This window comes from Ensifer sp. ENS10, from assembly GCF_014852025.1.
In the GTDB taxonomy this organism is placed as follows: Bacteria; Pseudomonadota; Alphaproteobacteria; order Rhizobiales; family Rhizobiaceae; genus Ensifer.
Genome location: NZ_JACVAS010000002.1, coordinates 17,168 through 33,724, shown reverse-complemented (window position 1 = coordinate 33,724; position 16,557 = coordinate 17,168). Strand labels below are relative to the sequence as shown.

The window sequence follows — 16,557 nt, the reverse complement described above, 5'->3', positions numbered from 1 at the left end:
CAGCAACCCGCCGCAAGGCGGGTTTTGTTTATCCGTCTTGCGCAAACCCAAGAGACGGACATGTCAGATCACGAACTGAAACAGGTTATCCAAGCTGCCGACCGTGCAATCACGGGGGAAGATTTTGAGAGCTTGATGGATTTCTACGCCGACGACGCGACACTGGTCGTCAAACCCGGTCTCAACGCGACCGGAAAGTCCCAGATCCAAAAAGCGTTCGTGGCGATCGCCGCCCATTTCAAGAACCAGATGAAAGTCCGCCAGGGCGAGATGAAAGTGATCGAAGGTGGCGACACCGCGCTCGTCATCATGGAAACGGTGCTCGATACGGTGGACGCGGAGGGCGCCGATGTCTCCATCGTGAGGCGGGCGACCTATGTCTTCCGCAAGACGGATGCCGGCAAATGGCTTTGCGTCATCGACAATTCCTACGGCACAACGCTGCTTGATGGGTAGTCGCCGCGCTAGATCATTTCAGTGTTTCATTGAAACACTGAAATGACCTAAGTCTTTGAAATTACGCAATTCCGGACGGAAAACCGTTTCGCACTTTTCCTGGAGTTGCTCTAAGTGGAAGCATCCCCGTCCTGGGCCGCGGGTGCGACACCGCGAATGTAGTCGCGCAGCCCCTTGGCGAGCGCATCGAAAGTGACGCGGCAGCGCGGCGCCGTCTTCAGGTTCTCGTGCATCACCAGCCAGGTGTCGAGCTTCATCTCGAAGAGGCCAGGCAGCACCGGCAGAAGGTCGGGGTCGCGCGCCGCCAGTCCGTTCTGGCAGATGCCGATGCCGAAGCCGGCGCGGATCGCTGCGAACTGGGCAAGGTTGCTGTCGGCCTTGAGCGCAAACCGTGCCGTCGGCAGTTCTGGCGAACGTGCGATGATCGCCCGGATCGCCGCGGTTTCCCGGTCGTAGCCGATCAGGCTGTGATCCGCGAGGTCGGTCAGTGCCCGAGGCATGCCGCGCCGCGCGATGTAGCGGCGGTGGGCGTGAAAACTGATGGGGACGACGCCGAGGTGGCGGGCGATCAATGCATCCTGCGCGGGCGCGACCATACGCACCGCGATATCGGCCTCCTGGCGCAACAGGTCTTCGACCGCATCGGAGGCGGAAAGTTCGATCGTCAGCTCCGGATAGGCCTCGTGCAGCTCCGCCAGGATCGGCGGTAGGACCTCGATGCCGATGACCTCGCTGGCGCTGATGCGCACGGTACCGCTGACGGCATCACGCTGGCTGGACGCCGCCCGCAACAGTGCCGCAGATGTCGCCGAGAGCGTCTCGGCATAGGGCTTCAGCGCCAGCGCGGCATCGGTCGGCAGCAGGCCATGCGGGGAGCGCACGAAGAGCGGATAGCCGAGTGCCGCTTCCATGGCGTCCACGTGCCGGCCGACAGTCGGCTGCGTCAAGCCGAGCTCGCGGGCGGCCGCCGACAGCGACCCCTCCCGCAGCACCGCGAGGAACGTTCTGTAGAAGTCCCAGCTCAAATCTATTCTGCTCATACATTTCAGTATATCTGGTCAAGACTTTTCGGCAATTCCGTTTAGCTCGGCGATGCGTGATCCTGTCTTCATCGAAACGGATGGAGCGAGACATGGCCGAGATGCGGGAAAGAATGAGGATCGCGCTGGTGCTCGGGGCGACGGGCGGCATCGGCAGCGCCGTGGCACGCGGGCTCAGCAAACGCGGCTGGCAGGTGCGCGCCTTGAACCGAAACGCCGAGAAGGCGGCGCAGGCGGAGCCGGCGTTCGACTGGCGGCAAGGCGATGCCATGATCGCGCGCGACGTTCACGCTGCGGCGCAAGGGGTCGATCTGATCGTGCACGCCGTCAATCCGTCCGGCTACCGCAACTGGGGAACCCTGGTGCTGCCGATGCTCGACAACACCATCGCTGCTGCGAAAGCCTCAGGCGCGCGCATCCTCCTGCCGGGAACGATCTATAATTTCGGCCGGGATGCCTTTCCCGTTCTGACCGAGGACGCACCGCAGAACCCGGACACCGACAAGGGCCTGATCCGCAAGGAGATGGAACGTCGCCTGAAGGACGCGTCCGAGGCAGGCATCGGCGTCATCATCGTCAGGGCAGGAGACTTCTTCGGCCCGGGAGCCGCCAACAACTGGTTCTCGCAAGGGCTGGTAAAGCCCGGAAAACCGCTGACGGCGATTTCCTATCCCGGCCATGAAGGCACCGCGCACCAGTGGGCCTATCTACCCGATGTCGCGGAAACCATGATCCGCCTCGTCGAGCGTGCCGAAAGCCTGCCGCGCTTTGCCGTCTATCACATGCGCGGCTTCCTCGACCGGAACGGAACGGAGATGGTGGCGGCGATCCTCCGCGTCGTCGGTAAGCCGGAGCTACCCGTTCGGGCTTTTCCCTGGTGGCTGATCGGCCTTGCCGCGCCCTTCGTCCCGCTCTTCAGGGAACTGCGCAAGATGCGCTACGTTTGGCGCGAGCCTCTGAGAATGCCGAACGAGCGGCTGTTGGCGGTTCTCGGCGAAGAACCGCATACGCCGATCGACGAGGCGGTTGCAACGACGCTCAGGGGACTTGGTTGCATGCCGACAGAGGCAGAGGGCAGCACAGCCACCGGTGATCGCGTTCTTGCGTGAATCCCTTCGCTAACCGCATGGCTAGCGCGTCGAACCGTTGCAGCCGGCGTCAGTTCCTGAAGACAAGGCAGGCGCCACCGCTCTTGCGAATGGTGGCGCAGAGCTTGTTTGCTTCCGCCTGGGTCTCGCGGCCGATGCGTGCGGCGTAGCGGATCCTGAGGCCAAAGCTGGCATTGCGCTCCCTGAGGAGGAGGGCCTTCTCGCTGCGGATCGGTTCCGGCAGGCGCTTGGCAGCACGCACAAACAATCGCTGCGCCACCGACTTCTGGAAGTGCGCGGCGAGTTGCACGCCCCAGGGCGCCCATTCGGCTTCGTCGATCACCTCGATATCGCGAAGGTTGCGGGTGCTGGCGAGCGCCACGCAACCATCGAGAAAGGTCTTGCCCTTGTCGAGCATCAGGTCGAGCGTCTTCGGTGGATTGTCGCGCCAGTCCTCGACGCTGTAGGCGGTGATCGCCAGGACGTAGTTGCGCGTCTCAGTCGGCAGCCAATCGACCTCGAGAAAACGCTCCAGCCCGTTTTCTCCGGCATTGTAGGCGGCGGCGGCAAAGCCGAGATTGCCGTAGCGCGACTTGAGCTCGTTCAGATATTCCGCCGACTTGCCCAGCGCTTCGACGACGTCGAAGCTGTTGTTGAGCCCCCGCATCTTCGCCGTTCCAGGCATGAACTGCGCGATCCCTTCGGCCCCCTTGGGGCTGACCGCATTCGGCCGGAACAGGCTTTCACGCCAGATCAGGCGGGCGAAGAAGGCCGCGGGCAGGTCGTTCACCGTCGCGTAATGGTCGATCACGCCGCAAACATCGCGGGCGAAATTCTCCTTGCTGATGCAGAGTGCCTTCGCCGGATCGATGACCGACCGCCCTGAATAGACGCATTTCGGTTGGGGGACGAGTTCATCGATACGAGCGGCCGCGGGGACCGCTCGGTATGCCGGAATGCCGACAAGCAGCGCCAGCGCCGCTCTCGCGACCCGTGCCCAAGCGCCAGATCTCACCTTCCGCCGAAGACCCACGTTGAAGTGTTTCCAGAAACAATCCTTGCGCGTACATAGCATCTAAGACCGCCTCGACAAACGGTCATTGTCGAGGCGGCCTAGCGCGGCGAACCTGTCGGGAGCACCAATTGCATGAATGTCAGATCGAGCCAGCGGCCGAATTTCGTGCCAACCTCGCGCATGCGGCCGGTCTCGACAAAGCCCAGTTGGGCATGAAGGCGGATCGAGGCCGTGTTCTCCGATTCGATGCCCGCGATCATCACGTGTTTGCCCAGCCGTTCGGCCTCGGCGATCAGCGCGACCATGAGCTTGCGGCCAATGCCGCCGCCGCGCCGATGCTTGTGAACGTAGACGGAGTGCTCGACCGTGTGGCGATAGCCATCGAAGGCGCGCCAATCGCCAAAGGACGCATAACCGACGACGTCGCCTTCGTCGGAGACGGCCACAAGCACCGGATAGCCTGCGTCCGCGCGGGCCTTCAGCCATGCGGTTCGATTGGCGACATCCACCAGAGTCTCGTTCCAGATCGCTGTCGTGTTCGCCACGGCGTCGTTGTAGATTTCGCAGATGACTGGCAGATCGTCTTGGATGGCCGCCCTGATCAGCATGCTTGCTCCTCACATTCGTTCACTATATGACTACGATATGGATACTAAAGTAGACAGCCTGGATCAACGGCTCAGTGAACGAATTCGGCTCGAAAGAGAAGCGCGCGGCTGGTCGCTGAGCGAGCTTTCGGAGCGCTCGGGTGTCTCGCGTGCGATGATCCACAAGGTCGAGCGGGGCGACAGCAGCCCGACCGCGACATTGCTCGCCAAGCTTGCGGGCGCGTTCGGGCTCACCATGTCCAGCCTGATCGCGCGCGCAGAAATGAGCCAGAGCAGGCTGTCGCGACGCCAGGATCAATCGGTCTGGCGCGATCCACAAACAGGATATCTCCGGCGCCACGTGTCACCGATGTCCGAGCTGCCGCTCGAACTTGTCGAGATCGAGCTTCCGGCAGGCGCCGACGTGCCGATCCCGGCATCCGCCTATGCGCTTCATCGTCGATGGATGTGGGTGAAGCAGGGCAGCCTGACCTTTGTGGAAGGCGTTGAGACCCATGTTCTCGGCGTGGGGGATTGCCTGGAGCTTGGCCCGCCGCAGGATTGCGTTTTCCGCAACGCCAGCGGCGAGACCTGTATCTACGCCGTCGTCCTGTTGAGGACCGGCTGAGCTCAACGGTCGAGCTCGGCGATTGCGATCTGCGCCATCGTCAGGTCGCTCTCCACGCCGAAGTCGTCACCGTCCTCCAGGAACCAGGCGGCGGAAAGCCCGGCATAGGCCAATACCCAATTCAGGATCCGGCGCGGGTGAAGGCCGGGCTCCTCGGCGACGATGGGCAGGTGCCGCTGCAGCCGGCCCGGCGCGGTTACCAGTGGCAGCTGCGGATTGCAGAACAGGTTGGCATAGTCGTAGCCGCGATCGCCAAGGACGCGCTTCGGGTCGATTGCCAGCCAGCCGCGGTCGCCGAAATCAAGGATGTTGGCGTGATGCACGTCGCCATGCAGCACGACAGGTGGTTCCGGAGCGGCAAACAGGCCTTTCGCCGCCGCAAGCGCACGGGCAAAAAAGCCGCCGTGAGCAGGAGCCGCCGCCTCAAGTGAAGCGAACCATTTGTCGAGCGGCACGAGATCCTGGGGAACGGGTGTCGAACGCGGAGCATGAAGCTCGGCAACCGTGCAGCAGATGATGCGCGTCACGTCTTCATCGCTTCCCGTCATCGCCATGTGGAACAGGTTGCGCTGGCTGTCCGTGCGCTCCATCAGGACGGCATCGCCATCGGACTCATAGATCTGCGCGGCGCCGTGCCCGTTCCAGTAGAGCATCGGCAGGCGACCGAACTTTTCCTCGGGATCCTGCGCGACTTTCAGCATCGCTGGCTGGTTGCGGTAGCGGACGGGATGAAGATGGCTGGAAGGCGTAATGATAATTTCGCCGTCAGGCTGCAATGACCATTTTTCAAAATATCTAGAAAACATAGGGGGTTAATTTCCCAATGGACAAATGCCCCGTCGGGTGACGGGGCATCGGCCATGTGGGAGCGTCAGGCGACCTGTTCAAGGGCCGGATAGTCGGTGTAGCCCCTGGCGCCGCCACCATAGAAGGTCGCCTGGTCCGGCGGGTTGAGCGGGGCGTCGAGCTTCAGCCGCTCGACGAGATCCGGATTGGCGATGAACGACTTGCCGAAAGCGACGAGATCGGCTTCGCCGTCCTTGATCGTCTTCACCGCCAGCGCTCTGTCATAGCCGTTGTTCGTCATCCAGGCAGCCTTGCCGCCCGCCGCGACATAGGTGGAACGCAGCGCGTCATAATCGAATGGCCGGTCGCCCTGCTGATGGTCACGTGGACCACCCGTCGCGCCTTCGATGATGTGGATGTAGGCGAGGGGATAACGAGCGAGGTTCTTGACCGCATAGCCGAAGAGCGTTTGCGACTCCGGATCGAAAACGTCGTTGGCCGGCGTGACGGGCGAAAGGCGGATGCCGACGCGTCCGGCGCCGATTTCCTTCGTCACGGCATCCATGACCTCAAACAGGAAGCGGGCACGGTTCTCGATCGAACCGCCGTAGGCATCCGTGCGGTGGTTCGAGCCGGAACGCAGGAACTGGTCGATGAGATAGCCGTTGGCCGCATGGATCTCGATGCCATCGAAGCCGGCGTCGATCGCAGCGCGCGCAGCCTTGCGGTAGTCCTCGACGATACCTCCGATCTCGGCGACATCAAGCGCGTGCGGTTCGGAGGTTTCGGCAAAGGAACCGGTACCGTCAGAATTGATCAGATAGGTCTTGGACTTGGCACGGATTGCAGAGGGCGCAACCGGCTTCAAACCATCCGGCTGCAGCGAATTGTGCGAGATACGGCCGACATGCCACATCTGGACGACGATCCGGCCACCCTTCGCATGCACCGCATCCGTCACCTTGCGCCAGCCTTCCAGTGCCTCCGGCGTATAGAGACCGGGCACGTCGGCATAGCCCTGGCCCTGCTGGGTGATCGCCGTTCCCTCGGTGATCAGCAAGCCGGCCGTCGCGCGCTGCTCGTAATAGGTGACGTTCAGTGTGTTCGGAACGGCGCCGGGAGAACGATTGCGTGTCAACGGCGCCATGACGATGCGGTTCTTCAGCGCGATGTCGCCAATGGTGATGGGGTCGAAAAGCGAGGCCATGGGAGGTCCTTTCATGGAGGTCTGCTTGGGAGGAGCTGTTTGCTTTTAGAGATCGCCGATGCTTTTGAGGAAGGCGGCAATCGTCTCTTCATCGCGGCGGTAGAAGATCCACTGGCCAACCCGGCGCGTTGTCACGAGGCCGGCGCGCTGAAGCACTGCGAGATGCGAGGAAACGGTCGACTGCGACAGGCCGCAGCGTTCGAACTGACCGGCGCATACGCCGAGATCGAGCGGATGTTCCTGTGTTGGGAAATGGAGCTGAGGCTCCTTCAGCCAGGCGAGGATGTTCACCCGCACTGGATGGGCAAGCGCCTTCAATATCTCGTCTCGATCCATTGTATATCGCCATATCGTGTTTTAGCGATAGATGTATCGCCAAAACTCGATATTCAAATCACAAGACCGTGAACACCATGACGGCAAAAAAAGAGGGCCTCAAGAAAACTTGGGCCCTTGTAGTTGTGAAGGTAATAAGAACCTCCAGAGGGGAACAGCTAATGCGGTGGCGGGGGAGGAGGAGCCACCAAGAATGCATCAGCTGCATTTTGATATGGGAAGCGAAGTATCGGCTTTCAATAGCCGACTGTGATTTTCGTCACTGCTCGCTCGTCTTCAAACAGTAGACAAAAAAAGAGGGCCACAAGATGACTTGGGCCCTTATAAGTTGTGAAGGTAATTAAACCTCCAGAGGGGAACAGCTGCTGCGGTGGCACTGGGAGGAGAAGCCACCAAAGATGCATCAGCTGAGTTTGGTATGCTGCTTTTTTGGGCGGGCAGCAATCATTTAATATGCATGACAGCCATGTCATGTGCGCATCCCTGCCCATTTCTGCATCGCACAAAGAAAATGCGCCGCATAAAATAGAGGGCGCATTCAAAATATCAAATTAAAAACATATAGTTACGGGAACAGCCAAGAAATGCTCACAAAAAGAGCATTTGCCGATTGAACGTCAGAAGTTCCAGTTCCGGGCCTTGGCGACGATGTAATCGCGGAAGACCTTGAGCTTGGCGGCATTCTTCATCTCGTCCGGATAGCAGAAATAGGTATCGAACGAGGGGATGTCGGCGCTGATCGGAAGCTGTATGAGGCCCGGATCGCGGCCAACGATATAGTCAGGCAGCATCGCAACGCCGATGCCCAGGAGGCAGGCCCGCTTGATCGAGGTCTGGCTGTTGATCTGCAGGTGCGACACGCGCGGATTGTCGGAATCGCGGCCGGCGATTTCGAGCCAGTTGACGTCGAGCAGATAGTTCGGCGCCGGCTCACCGAAGGTGATGATGCGGTGATTGTCGAGATCCTCGACCGACTGCGGCTCGCCGTATTTGTTGATATAGGAGGGTGCTGCATAGACGTGCATGTGCACCGTGAACAGCTTGCGCTGAATGAGGTCCGACTGCTGCGGCTGGCGCAGGCGGATGGCGCAGTCCGCATGGCGCATGTTCACGTCGAGCTCTTCATTGTCGAGGATGAGCTGGACTTGCACGTCCGGGTGCAGCGACATGAACTCCTGGATCTTGTCGGTGAGCCAGCCCTGGCCGAGGCCGACGGTCGTGGTGATGCGCAGCTTGCCGCTTGGCTTGTCCGTGGTTTCGCTCAGCTGGACCTTGACGCTTTCGAGCTTCATCAGCACTTCGTGCGCCGTCCGGTAGAGGATCTCGCCCTGTTCGGTGAGGATCAGGCCGCGCGCATGGCGGTGGAACAGCTTGATGCCGACGTCCTGCTCAAGCGAGCTCACCTGCCGGCTGATCGCCGATTGCGAAAGATGGAGCTTGTCTGCCGCATGCGTGAACGACCCAGCCTCGGCCGCCGCGTGAAAAATGCGCAGTTTGTCCCAGTCCAGCGACATGAAGTCCCCCATAAGAAACCACTCCGGAAGACGGGGTCCTGTCTTCCGGATGTGGCTGATGCGTCTGTTCCCACACGGGGCGAGGTGCCTCAGCGGCACCACCCCGATTCGCAGCTTCTATTCGGCTGCAATTGCGACGGGCATATGACCCGCCAGGTATTTCTCGGTCTCGAGCGCTGCCATGCAGCCCATGCCGGCCGCCGTCACCGCCTGACGATAGATGTCGTCCGTCACGTCGCCTGCGGCAAAAACGCCGGGCACGTCGGTCGCCGTCGAATCGGCCGCGGTCCACAGATAGCCGTTGGACTTTTGCCGAAGCTTGCCTTTGAAAAGTTCGACCGCCGGGGCGTGACCAATCGCGACGAACACCCCGTCGGTGACCATGTCGGAGGTTTCGCCGGTCTTGGTGTTGCGCAGCTTCACGCCGTCGACCGAGGCGGGCATCGGCGGCTTGGCCGGTGCGCCCAGATATTCGACGACCTCATGGTCCCAGATCACCTTGACGTTCGGCTTGGCGAACAGGCGCTCCTGCAGGATTTTCTCGGCGCGGAAGGAATCGCGGCGGTGCACGACGGTGACGGTCTTGGCAAGGTTCGACAGGTAAAGCGCTTCTTCAACGGCCGAGTTGCCACCGCCAACGACGATGACATCCTTGTTGCGGTAGAAGAAACCGTCGCAGGTGGCGCAGGCCGAGACGCCGAAGCCCATGAAGGTCGGCTCGGTCTCGATCCCAAGCCATTTCGCCTTGGCGCCGGTGGCGATGATCAGGGCGTCCGCCGTCCAGTCGGTGCCGCTATCGGTCTTGATGCGGAACGGACGCACGGACAGATCGACGTCAGTCACGAGATCGTTGACGATCTCGGCACCGACATGGGTCGCCTGCTTCAGCATCTGCTCCATCATCCACGGGCCCTGGACCGGGTCGGCATAGCCCGGATAATTCTCCACGTCGGTGGTGATCATCAACTGGCCGCCCTGTTCCAGGCCGGCGATCAGCACCGGCTCGAGCAGGGCGCGCGCCGTATAGATGGCGGCCGTATAACCGGCCGGGCCGGAGCCGATGATCAGCACTTTCACGTGACGGGCAGTCATAGTCTTGTCCTTCGTTCACGGGGAGAGGGAACGCTCTCGTCCGATTCCATTGCGTCAATGGGAAATAGTTCCATAGTTTAGGTATTCCCTACCACGACTTTCAAGGGCGTCGGCCCTGATACACACAAGTGCTTGAGCGCCAAGCCTAGTTTTGCCACCAGATGACGCGTTTGTGCACCAGGTTTCGGCCATGCGATCCGTCTTTACCGAGCCATGCGCCGGGAGCAGTGCGACAGCGGAATGAATGCCGCATCGGGCCAAGCCGATGCCGCTTCGGACGGTGGCGGCCCATTTTTGCGGTAAGACCGGTGTCAGCCATGCCATTTTCCCGCGAATAGTCGGCGGGACTGCTTGTTGTCCAGCGGGTTTGGCGATATTTCACGCGGATTCACTTTGCTGGAGAAGCATATGGGGTTGAATGCCGGCCGTGCTTGGTTCCATCGCGCTGCGCTCGGCCACGCACCGACTCGAGACGACCTCGCCCTCCTGGAGCGCGCCTTGCCGAGAATCTCGACCGAGATGATCGCGGCTGCGCCGGGATAGGGGACGCACCAGTCAACATCGCCGGCCATCGGGGCCAGCTCAACCGTCAGCAAATACAAAGTTTTTGACTTTGCCCTCGCGCAAAATGTCACCACGCAAAAAGGACGAACGTTCATGACGAAACAAGTCGAGCTCGACGCAATCGATCTCAAGATCCTTCGCGAGCTCCAGCGTGATGGCCGGATGACCAATGTCGATCTCGCCCAAAGGGTCGGCATCTCTGCGCCGCCGTGCCTCAGGCGCGTGCGCAAGCTCGAGGAAACCGGCGTCATCAAGGGCTATCACGCGCTGCTGAATGCACCGGCACTCGGCTTCGATCTCGTCGCCTTCTGCATGGTCGGTCTGAAGCGCCAGTCGGAAGCGGACCTGAAGGCTTTCGCGGCCGCCACCGCCGAATGGCAGATCGTCCGCCAAGCCTGGACAGTTTCCGGCGAAAGCGACTTTTTGCTGCATTGTGTCGCCGAGAATCTGACGGCCTTCCAGGATTTCGTCATCGAAGTGCTGACGGCCAACGAACGGGTAGACACGGTGCGCACGATGCTGACCATTCGCCAGGTCAAGGATATCGGCCTCGTTCAGATCTAAGGCCCGCCCATGAGCAAGCTTCCGCTTTCCGCCTTCATCATCTGCCAGAACGAAGAAGCCTACCTCGGTAATTGCATCGAGAGCCTCGAGCAATGCGCGGAAATCGTCATCGTAGATTCCGGTTCGACCGACGGCACGCCGGTACTCGTGCAGTCCTATATCGACAAGGGCTGGCCGATCCGCTTCCTGCATGAGCCCTGGCGGGGTTATGCCGGCCAGAAGCAGTTCGCCCTCGATCAGTGCACGCAGCCGTGGTGCCTCAACATCGATTCCGACGAACGCCTCGATGAGCCGCTGAAGGCGCTGCTGCCATCGCTGCTCGATGCACCGGCGGAGACGGTCGGCTGGCGCGTCGCCCGCAGGCCCTATCTGATCGGTTACGGCTACACGCCCGAGCGGGTGCACGAGCGGCGGAACCTCAGGCTGATCCGCCAGGGCAGGGGACGCTACGACCTCAATCAGAAGGTCCATGAGGGGATCGTTCCGGACGGTGCCGTCAGCGCCGCAGGCAAGGGCAGCCTGCTGCACTACCGGCCGCTGATCATTGACGAACAGATCCTCAAGGAAAACAAATACTCGACGCTGAAGGCAGACCAGCAGTTTGCGGCCGGAAAGTCCGCGCGACCCTACAAGATGCTGTTCAGCCCACCGCTCTATTTCTACCGGCTCTATTTCCGCAATGGCCTTTGGCGCTGCGGCTTTCCGGGTTTCATCGAAGCGACGACGGGGGCAGTCTACGCCTTCCTGACCGCAGCCAAGATCTATCAGAGGCACGCGCTGAAGCGCCGTCCGAACCATGACGACATGGATCGGCGCCAGACCAGTCCGTGAGGTTCCCATGAAAATCATGCACTTTCATTTCGGCAAGGACGGCGGCGCAGAGCGCTTCTTCGTTCATCTGGTGAATGCGCTTGGCGAGCGCGGCGTCGAGCAGACCTCGGTCATCCGGCCCGGACGCATCTGGCGGAAGGATATCGAAGGTGCGACGCGCATCATCGAAAGCAATTTCCGCAACCTGTCGCTCGACCGGATCCTTTTGCCGATGAAGGTCAGCAGCATGGCGCGCCGCGAGAAGCCGGACGCGCTCTTTGCCTGGATGCCGCGCGCCAGCCGGTTGATGCCGAACTACAAGGGCTGCATCAAGATCTCCCGGCTCGGCGACTATCCGCTGCGCCTCGACTATTTCCGTAACACGGATTGTCTCGTCTGCAACACGCCCGGAATTGCCGAGCATGTGCGCAAGATCGGCTGGAAACGCGACGTCGAAGTGATCTCCAACTTCACCGGGACGGAACGCGTCGCGCCAGTCAGTCGCGCCACGCTCGACACGCCGGAGAATGTGCCGGTCGTCATGTCGATGGGGCGGTTCGTGCCGCGCAAGGGCTTCCACACCCTGATCCAGGCGATCGCCAAGGTGCCGGACGCCTATCTCTGGCTGGTCGGCGACGGCGAGGAGCGGGAAAACCTCAAGAAACTTGCGGCCGACCTCGGGGTGGCAAAGCGCGTACGCTTTGCTGGCTGGCAGAAGGATACGCGGCCTTTCCTCGCTGCCTCGGACATTTTCGTCATGGCATCGAGCCATGAACCGCTCGGCAATGTCATCCTCGAGGCCTGGGCCCAGGGCACGCCGGTCGTCTCCAGCCGTTCGGAAGGGCCGCAATGGTTCATGCGCGACGGCGAGAACGGCTTGATGGTCGATATCGGCGACGCCGACGGTTTCGCGCAAGCGATCGACCGCATCGCGAGCGACGCGTCACTGGGCGAACGCCTTGCCGAACGCGGCCACGAGACGCTGATGAACCAGTTCTCGAAGCAGGCGATCACTGACGCCTACTTGAAGCTCTTCGCTTCCAGGCGCTGAGCTAATTTCGCTCGCGCGGCTGCCACACGAATGGCAGCCGATCAGGAACGCATCAGCCGTTCGTAGACGGCGTTGATCGCACGGGCCTCGCCCTCGATGGCGAAGGAGGCGCAGGTGAGCCCCAGGCCGTTGGCGCCTGCCATCGTGCGGCGGCGATCATCATCCATGAAGCCGGCAGTCGCCTCAACCATCGCCTGCAGATCGTTTGCCGCAATGACCGTACCGGTTTCCTGCTCGCCGACGACGACCAGTTCCGAAAACGCACCGACATCGGTCGCAATAACCGGCACACCGGTTGCCATGGCTTCGAGCGGCGTCAGGCCAAAACCTTCCCAGCGCTGCGGCGCGATGAAGAGATCAAGCGCGCGATACCAATCGGGAATGTTGGTGTGCTCGCCGACGAAACGAATGCGGTCCGTCAGCCCGGCCTTTGCGACCCGTTCCTTCAACTCGTTCTCGAACGCCACATGCGGGCCGGTCGCGCGCCCCGCGACGATGGCGCTCCAGCCCGGCCGGCAGGGGAGCAACGCGATCATGCTATCGACGAAGAGATCGGTTCCCTTCTGCTTACGCACCCGTCCGAAGCAGCCGACATATTTCTGCGCCGGATCGAGCCCGAGCGCAGACTTGGCGGCGACTGTATCCGCCGGCGGCTGGAAGCGTTTCGTGTCGATGCCGTGCAGGATGACCGTGTTCGGCACTTCGAGATAGGCGGCGGTCTTGCCGCTCGTCGCAATCACCGCATCCATCCTGGAGATCAGGAACTTGCTCCAGCCGGTGTGGCGCCGCTGCGAAGCCGAGGTGAAGACGATCTTCAGCTTCATACCGAGCAGATCGCGCAGCACGATTGCCGGCAGCATCTCGACGTTACGGCGTGCATGCCAGACCCGGCAGGGGCGGCCATCCGGTGCGCTCCACAAGCGCAGGAGATCGCGGAATCGGATCGAGGGCAGGGTGTCCGGCAGCCCCGGGCCAAGCACGGCGACCTTTTCGCCAAGCGCGCGCTGGATCGGAACCAACTGGATAATGGTGGACGTCACGCCCGAGAGGCGGCGCTTGAAATTGGGAGCGATGACCTCGACGTTCCGGATATCGGCCACGAAAGCGCACTCCTTGCGCGAGCAACGTTCGTCTTTTGGAAAGAGAGAAATGGGGCGAAGGGAGGCTTCGCCCCTGCCGGGGCTGATCAGCCCCAGTTGACCGCGAGAATTTCGTAGGCCTTGGAGCCGCCGGGGGCGTTCACTTCGATGGAATCGCCGACTTCCTTGCCGATCAGGGCGCGCGCGATCGGCGACGAGATCGAGATGCGGCCAGCCTTCACGTCGGCTTCCTGGTCGCCGACGATCTGATAGGTCTTTTCTTCTTCGGTGTCTTCGTCGACCAGCTTGACCTTGGCGCCGAACTTGATCTTGGAGCCGGACATCTTCGAGAGATCAATGACTTCCGCGCGGGCGATCAAGTCTTCGAGCTCGGTGACGCGGCCTTCGTTGTGGCTCTGCGCCTCCTTGGCGGCATGGTATTCGGCATTTTCCGACAGGTCGCCATGTGCACGGGCTTCGGCAATCGCCTCGATGATTCGTGGTCGTTCTTCCTGCTGGCGCCAGCGCAGCTCCTCCTGCAGGTTGACGAATCCACCCTGTGTCATCGGCACTTTTTCGACCATTTCATTGTCCTTCATCAAGCACGAGGCGCCGCCCTTTGGGCGGCGCCAACGCAAAAGAAAACGGTCTCCGGCGCGTAAACACCGGAACCGTCCGAAACTTCGAACCTTCGTTATAGCAGAAACGGAAGCGCGAAAGCCAGATATTTCGCCACCATCCACCGAAGCCAACAAACCATCCGCAACTTGTAGACGAAGGAAACCGGTGGCAAGTTTTGCAGAAACAGCTTTACCTCAACTGCGGTTGAGGTCGTATCAGAACTGCTCCTGCAGAATATCACGAGGAAGCATGGCCCATGGATCTGGCCAAGGATCACCACATCAAGACAGGCCCGAACGCGGAGCCGCAAGCGGATGGCCGCTGGAGCGAACTGCTCCGGCCCGACTATCTGGCGGCAACGGTCACACTTTGCCTTGGGGTCGCACTCTTTGCGTTCAATGAATTTTTCATTTCGACGGCGCTACCGACGGCTGTCGCGCAGATCAGCGGCGCCACGCTGCTTTCATGGGCGGTTACGCTCTATCTCGTCTTTGCGATTCTCGGCGGGGCGCTTGCCGCCAATCTGAAGGCGAGGTTCGGCGCACGTGGCACGCTGATTGCTGCCGCCGTCGTATTTGTCGCCGGAACCATGATCGCGACGACCGCGAGCAGCATGCCGCAGGTGCTTGCCGGACGGGTGTTCCAGGGATTCGGCGAAGGTATCATCGCCGCGGTCTGCTACGCACTGATCCCGGAACTCTTCCCGCCGCGGCTGGTGCCGAAGGTCTTCGGAGCCGAAGCCATCGTCTGGGCGATGGCTGCCTTTGGCGGTCCGCTCGTCTCCGGCTTCCTGACGGAACATTGGTCCTGGCGGGCGGCCTTCGGCGTCAATATTCCGGCAGCCGCAATCTTCGTCGTGCTCGTCCTCGCCATCGTGCCGGCACAGAAGATACCAACCACGAAATCACGTCCGATCCCGCTTCTACGGTTGGTCATCGTCGGCACCGGCATATTGCTGATATCGGTATCGACCACGGCCAGAAGCGTCCCCTTGATGGTCGCAGCGCTAGCGACAGCGCTAACGATCCTCTGGGCGGTGGTCCAGACCGACCGGCGCGCAGAACATTCGATCCTGCCTGCCGGCGCTTTCACGCTCGCAAAACCGCTCGGCACCGGCCTTTGGGTGGTGCTGCTGATGCCGCTGGCGCAGGCATCCGGCTCGATCTACCTCATCTACGGCCTGCAGCACGTGTGGAACTTCAGCCCGACGGCCGCCGGCTTTTCCGGCGCGCTGATGGCGATCTCCTGGAGCCTGACCGCAATTCTCGTTGCGAGCCTGCGCTCACATGATCTGCGCGTGAAGCTGATCCAGGCCGGGCCGGCTCTTCTCAGTATCGGACTTGCCGGCCTGACGATCGCGGTCGCCATCGACGAATTCCGCCTGGTCTTTCCGAGCCAGATCGCGATTGGCGCCGGCTTTGGCATCTCCTGGGGCACGCTCAGCCAGTTGATGATGGATGTGTCGCCGCATAAGGAACGCGACAAGACGTCAGCCTTTTTGCCGACGCTGCAATCGGCCGGCTACGCCATCGGTGCTGCAATCTGCGGGCTTACCGCAAATCTCCGCGGCTTTGACGAGAAGGCAAGCGTGGCGACGATGCATGGCGCATTGTTCACCGTCTTTGTGGTCGCATCCGTGATATCGACGGCATCGCTCTATTTCGGCGTCAGAACCGTGCGGCTTGCAGGCAAACGATCGCGGCACGCCCAAGGAGGAGCGGCGCTCGGGGCGCTCGCAGGAGACTAGAGCGCCGTGCGTTCAGACAGATGACGTTCTAGGCAGCTGCGTGGAGCGGCGTACCGACGTGACGGCGCCCAAGAAGCGCCCGTTGCTCGCCGCCGCGCCCGATCGATGGCACGATCGTTGCGAGCAGCCTGCGATTGCTGGAGAAGACTTCGACCTTCAGCGATCCATAGTCCGCGTCGCGGCCGATCTTGTCGGCGATGCGCTGACCATAATAGAGGGCCGAGCCCTCATCGAAATGGATGATGCCGTCCTCGTCGACGAAGTGCTCGTCGCCGCAATGCAGATCGAAGAAATAGAGTTGCACGATCTTGCCCCATATCGCGCCATGCCGGAGGTTTCTCCGATCCCGAAGTGCGCAGGCGTATAAGAGCA

General features: G+C 61.5%; 18 protein-coding genes. 7 read left to right on the top strand and 11 right to left on the bottom strand.

What is annotated here, in order from left to right; translation table 11 throughout:
- Window positions 1–60 precede the first annotated feature (60 nt).
- Window positions 61–456, top strand: a complete 396-nt coding sequence (locus IB265_RS07190; RefSeq protein WP_058328219.1) for an SgcJ/EcaC family oxidoreductase — start codon at window positions 61–63, stop codon at window positions 454–456.
- Window positions 457–566: 110 nt separating this feature from the next.
- Here IB265_RS07190 and IB265_RS07185 read toward each other — a convergent pair whose 3' ends face one another.
- Entirely contained in the window at window positions 567–1,496 is a 930-nt protein-coding gene (locus tag IB265_RS07185; protein WP_058328218.1) for a LysR family transcriptional regulator, read from the bottom strand.
- A gap of 92 nt (window positions 1,497–1,588) precedes the next feature.
- Here IB265_RS07185 and IB265_RS07180 point away from each other — a divergent pair, with 92 nt between their 5' ends.
- Complete coding sequence (locus IB265_RS07180) at window positions 1,589–2,605, top strand: SDR family NAD(P)-dependent oxidoreductase (RefSeq protein WP_210334435.1); 1,017 nt, start codon at window positions 1,589–1,591, stop codon at window positions 2,603–2,605.
- Window positions 2,606–2,654: 49 nt separating this feature from the next.
- On the opposite strand, the gene IB265_RS07175 is transcribed toward IB265_RS07180, so the two are convergent.
- Together IB265_RS07175 and IB265_RS07170 are read right to left on the bottom strand one after the other, a co-directional pair.
- Window positions 2,655–3,599, bottom strand: coding sequence for a lytic transglycosylase domain-containing protein (locus tag IB265_RS07175; protein ID WP_309140263.1), 945 nt, complete (start codon window positions 3,597–3,599; stop codon window positions 2,655–2,657).
- A gap of 98 nt (window positions 3,600–3,697) precedes the next feature.
- Entirely contained in the window at window positions 3,698–4,207 is a 510-nt protein-coding gene (locus tag IB265_RS07170) for a GNAT family N-acetyltransferase (protein ID WP_057250279.1), read from the bottom strand.
- A gap of 37 nt (window positions 4,208–4,244) precedes the next feature.
- On the opposite strand from IB265_RS07170, the gene IB265_RS07165 reads away from it, so the two are divergent.
- Complete coding sequence (locus tag IB265_RS07165) at window positions 4,245–4,814, top strand: XRE family transcriptional regulator (RefSeq protein ID WP_192494814.1); 570 nt, start codon at window positions 4,245–4,247, stop codon at window positions 4,812–4,814.
- A 2-nt stretch (window positions 4,815–4,816) separates the two neighbouring features.
- Here IB265_RS07165 and IB265_RS07160 read toward each other — a convergent pair whose 3' ends face one another.
- From IB265_RS07160 to trxB, 5 genes are all read right to left on the bottom strand, one after another.
- Window positions 4,817–5,620, bottom strand: coding sequence for an aminoglycoside phosphotransferase family protein (locus tag IB265_RS07160; protein WP_192494686.1), 804 nt, complete (start codon window positions 5,618–5,620; stop codon window positions 4,817–4,819).
- Window positions 5,621–5,685: 65 nt separating this feature from the next.
- Window positions 5,686–6,807 (bottom strand): alkene reductase, encoded by a 1,122-nt coding sequence (locus IB265_RS07155; protein ID WP_192494813.1) that lies wholly within the window; start codon window positions 6,805–6,807, stop codon window positions 5,686–5,688.
- A 45-nt stretch (window positions 6,808–6,852) separates the two neighbouring features.
- Complete coding sequence (locus IB265_RS07150; protein WP_058324177.1) at window positions 6,853–7,143, bottom strand: helix-turn-helix transcriptional regulator; 291 nt, start codon at window positions 7,141–7,143, stop codon at window positions 6,853–6,855.
- Window positions 7,144–7,760: 617 nt separating this feature from the next.
- Window positions 7,761–8,657 (bottom strand): LysR family transcriptional regulator VtlR, encoded by an 897-nt coding sequence (locus IB265_RS07145; RefSeq protein ID WP_034791460.1) that lies wholly within the window; start codon window positions 8,655–8,657, stop codon window positions 7,761–7,763.
- A 117-nt stretch (window positions 8,658–8,774) separates the two neighbouring features.
- Window positions 8,775–9,749: a thioredoxin-disulfide reductase gene (trxB, locus tag IB265_RS07140; protein WP_057250287.1), complete on the bottom strand. Its 975-nt coding sequence runs from the start codon at window positions 9,747–9,749 to the stop codon at window positions 8,775–8,777.
- 657 nt (window positions 9,750–10,406) lie between these two features.
- Between trxB and IB265_RS07135 the strand changes: the two genes are divergently transcribed.
- From IB265_RS07135 to IB265_RS07125, 3 genes are read left to right on the top strand one after another with little or no spacing between them, the layout of a single operon-like run.
- Window positions 10,407–10,877, top strand: a complete 471-nt coding sequence (locus tag IB265_RS07135; RefSeq protein WP_053247447.1) for an Lrp/AsnC family transcriptional regulator — start codon at window positions 10,407–10,409, stop codon at window positions 10,875–10,877.
- A gap of 9 nt (window positions 10,878–10,886) precedes the next feature.
- On the top strand, window positions 10,887–11,708 hold the full coding sequence (locus IB265_RS07130; RefSeq protein ID WP_058324178.1) for a glycosyltransferase family 2 protein: 822 nt from the start codon (window positions 10,887–10,889) through the stop codon (window positions 11,706–11,708).
- 7 nt (window positions 11,709–11,715) lie between these two features.
- Window positions 11,716–12,738 carry a glycosyltransferase gene (locus tag IB265_RS07125; protein WP_192494685.1) on the top strand — a complete coding sequence of 341 codons (1,023 nt, stop codon included), beginning with the start codon at window positions 11,716–11,718 and terminating at the stop codon, window positions 12,736–12,738.
- Window positions 12,739–12,779: 41 nt separating this feature from the next.
- On the opposite strand, the gene IB265_RS07120 is transcribed toward IB265_RS07125, so the two are convergent.
- Together IB265_RS07120 and greA are read right to left on the bottom strand one after the other, a co-directional pair.
- The gene (locus IB265_RS07120; RefSeq protein WP_057250291.1) at window positions 12,780–13,838 is read right to left on the bottom strand and encodes a glycosyltransferase family 4 protein; all 1,059 of its coding nucleotides are present in this window, start codon (window positions 13,836–13,838) and stop codon (window positions 12,780–12,782) included.
- A gap of 86 nt (window positions 13,839–13,924) precedes the next feature.
- The gene (gene greA, locus IB265_RS07115) at window positions 13,925–14,401 is read right to left on the bottom strand and encodes a transcription elongation factor GreA (RefSeq protein ID WP_058324180.1); all 477 of its coding nucleotides are present in this window, start codon (window positions 14,399–14,401) and stop codon (window positions 13,925–13,927) included.
- A 293-nt stretch (window positions 14,402–14,694) separates the two neighbouring features.
- Here greA and IB265_RS07110 point away from each other — a divergent pair, with 293 nt between their 5' ends.
- On the top strand, window positions 14,695–16,185 hold the full coding sequence (locus tag IB265_RS07110) for an MFS transporter (RefSeq protein WP_058324181.1): 1,491 nt from the start codon (window positions 14,695–14,697) through the stop codon (window positions 16,183–16,185).
- A gap of 28 nt (window positions 16,186–16,213) precedes the next feature.
- On the opposite strand, the gene IB265_RS07105 is transcribed toward IB265_RS07110, so the two are convergent.
- A complete protein-coding gene (locus IB265_RS07105; RefSeq protein ID WP_063893379.1) occupies window positions 16,214–16,489 on the bottom strand; it encodes a DUF6894 family protein in 276 nt (91 codons plus the stop codon).
- Window positions 16,490–16,557 lie beyond the last annotated feature (68 nt).

What these genes read in the sequence shown, in the direction of transcription:
- IB265_RS07190 (WP_058328219.1), top strand. Translation starts at nt 61, where the DNA reads ATGTCAGATCACGAACTGAAACAGGTTATCCAAGCTGCCGACCGTGCA.
- IB265_RS07185 (WP_058328218.1), bottom strand. Translation starts at nt 1,496, where the DNA reads ATGAGCAGAATAGATTTGAGCTGGGACTTCTACAGAACGTTCCTCGCG.
- IB265_RS07180 (WP_210334435.1), top strand. Translation starts at nt 1,589, where the DNA reads ATGGCCGAGATGCGGGAAAGAATGAGGATCGCGCTGGTGCTCGGGGCG.
- IB265_RS07170 (WP_057250279.1), bottom strand. Translation starts at nt 4,207, where the DNA reads ATGCTGATCAGGGCGGCCATCCAAGACGATCTGCCAGTCATCTGCGAA.
- IB265_RS07165 (WP_192494814.1), top strand. Translation starts at nt 4,245, where the DNA reads ATGGATACTAAAGTAGACAGCCTGGATCAACGGCTCAGTGAACGAATT.
- IB265_RS07160 (WP_192494686.1), bottom strand. Translation starts at nt 5,620, where the DNA reads ATGTTTTCTAGATATTTTGAAAAATGGTCATTGCAGCCTGACGGCGAA.
- IB265_RS07155 (WP_192494813.1), bottom strand. Translation starts at nt 6,807, where the DNA reads ATGGCCTCGCTTTTCGACCCCATCACCATTGGCGACATCGCGCTGAAG.
- IB265_RS07150 (WP_058324177.1), bottom strand. Translation starts at nt 7,143, where the DNA reads ATGGATCGAGACGAGATATTGAAGGCGCTTGCCCATCCAGTGCGGGTG.
- IB265_RS07145 (WP_034791460.1), bottom strand. Translation starts at nt 8,657, where the DNA reads ATGTCGCTGGACTGGGACAAACTGCGCATTTTTCACGCGGCGGCCGAG.
- trxB (WP_057250287.1), bottom strand. Translation starts at nt 9,749, where the DNA reads ATGACTGCCCGTCACGTGAAAGTGCTGATCATCGGCTCCGGCCCGGCC.
- IB265_RS07135 (WP_053247447.1), top strand. Translation starts at nt 10,407, where the DNA reads ATGACGAAACAAGTCGAGCTCGACGCAATCGATCTCAAGATCCTTCGC.
- IB265_RS07130 (WP_058324178.1), top strand. Translation starts at nt 10,887, where the DNA reads ATGAGCAAGCTTCCGCTTTCCGCCTTCATCATCTGCCAGAACGAAGAA.
- IB265_RS07125 (WP_192494685.1), top strand. Translation starts at nt 11,716, where the DNA reads ATGAAAATCATGCACTTTCATTTCGGCAAGGACGGCGGCGCAGAGCGC.
- greA (WP_058324180.1), bottom strand. Translation starts at nt 14,401, where the DNA reads ATGGTCGAAAAAGTGCCGATGACACAGGGTGGATTCGTCAACCTGCAG.
- IB265_RS07110 (WP_058324181.1), top strand. Translation starts at nt 14,695, where the DNA reads ATGGATCTGGCCAAGGATCACCACATCAAGACAGGCCCGAACGCGGAG.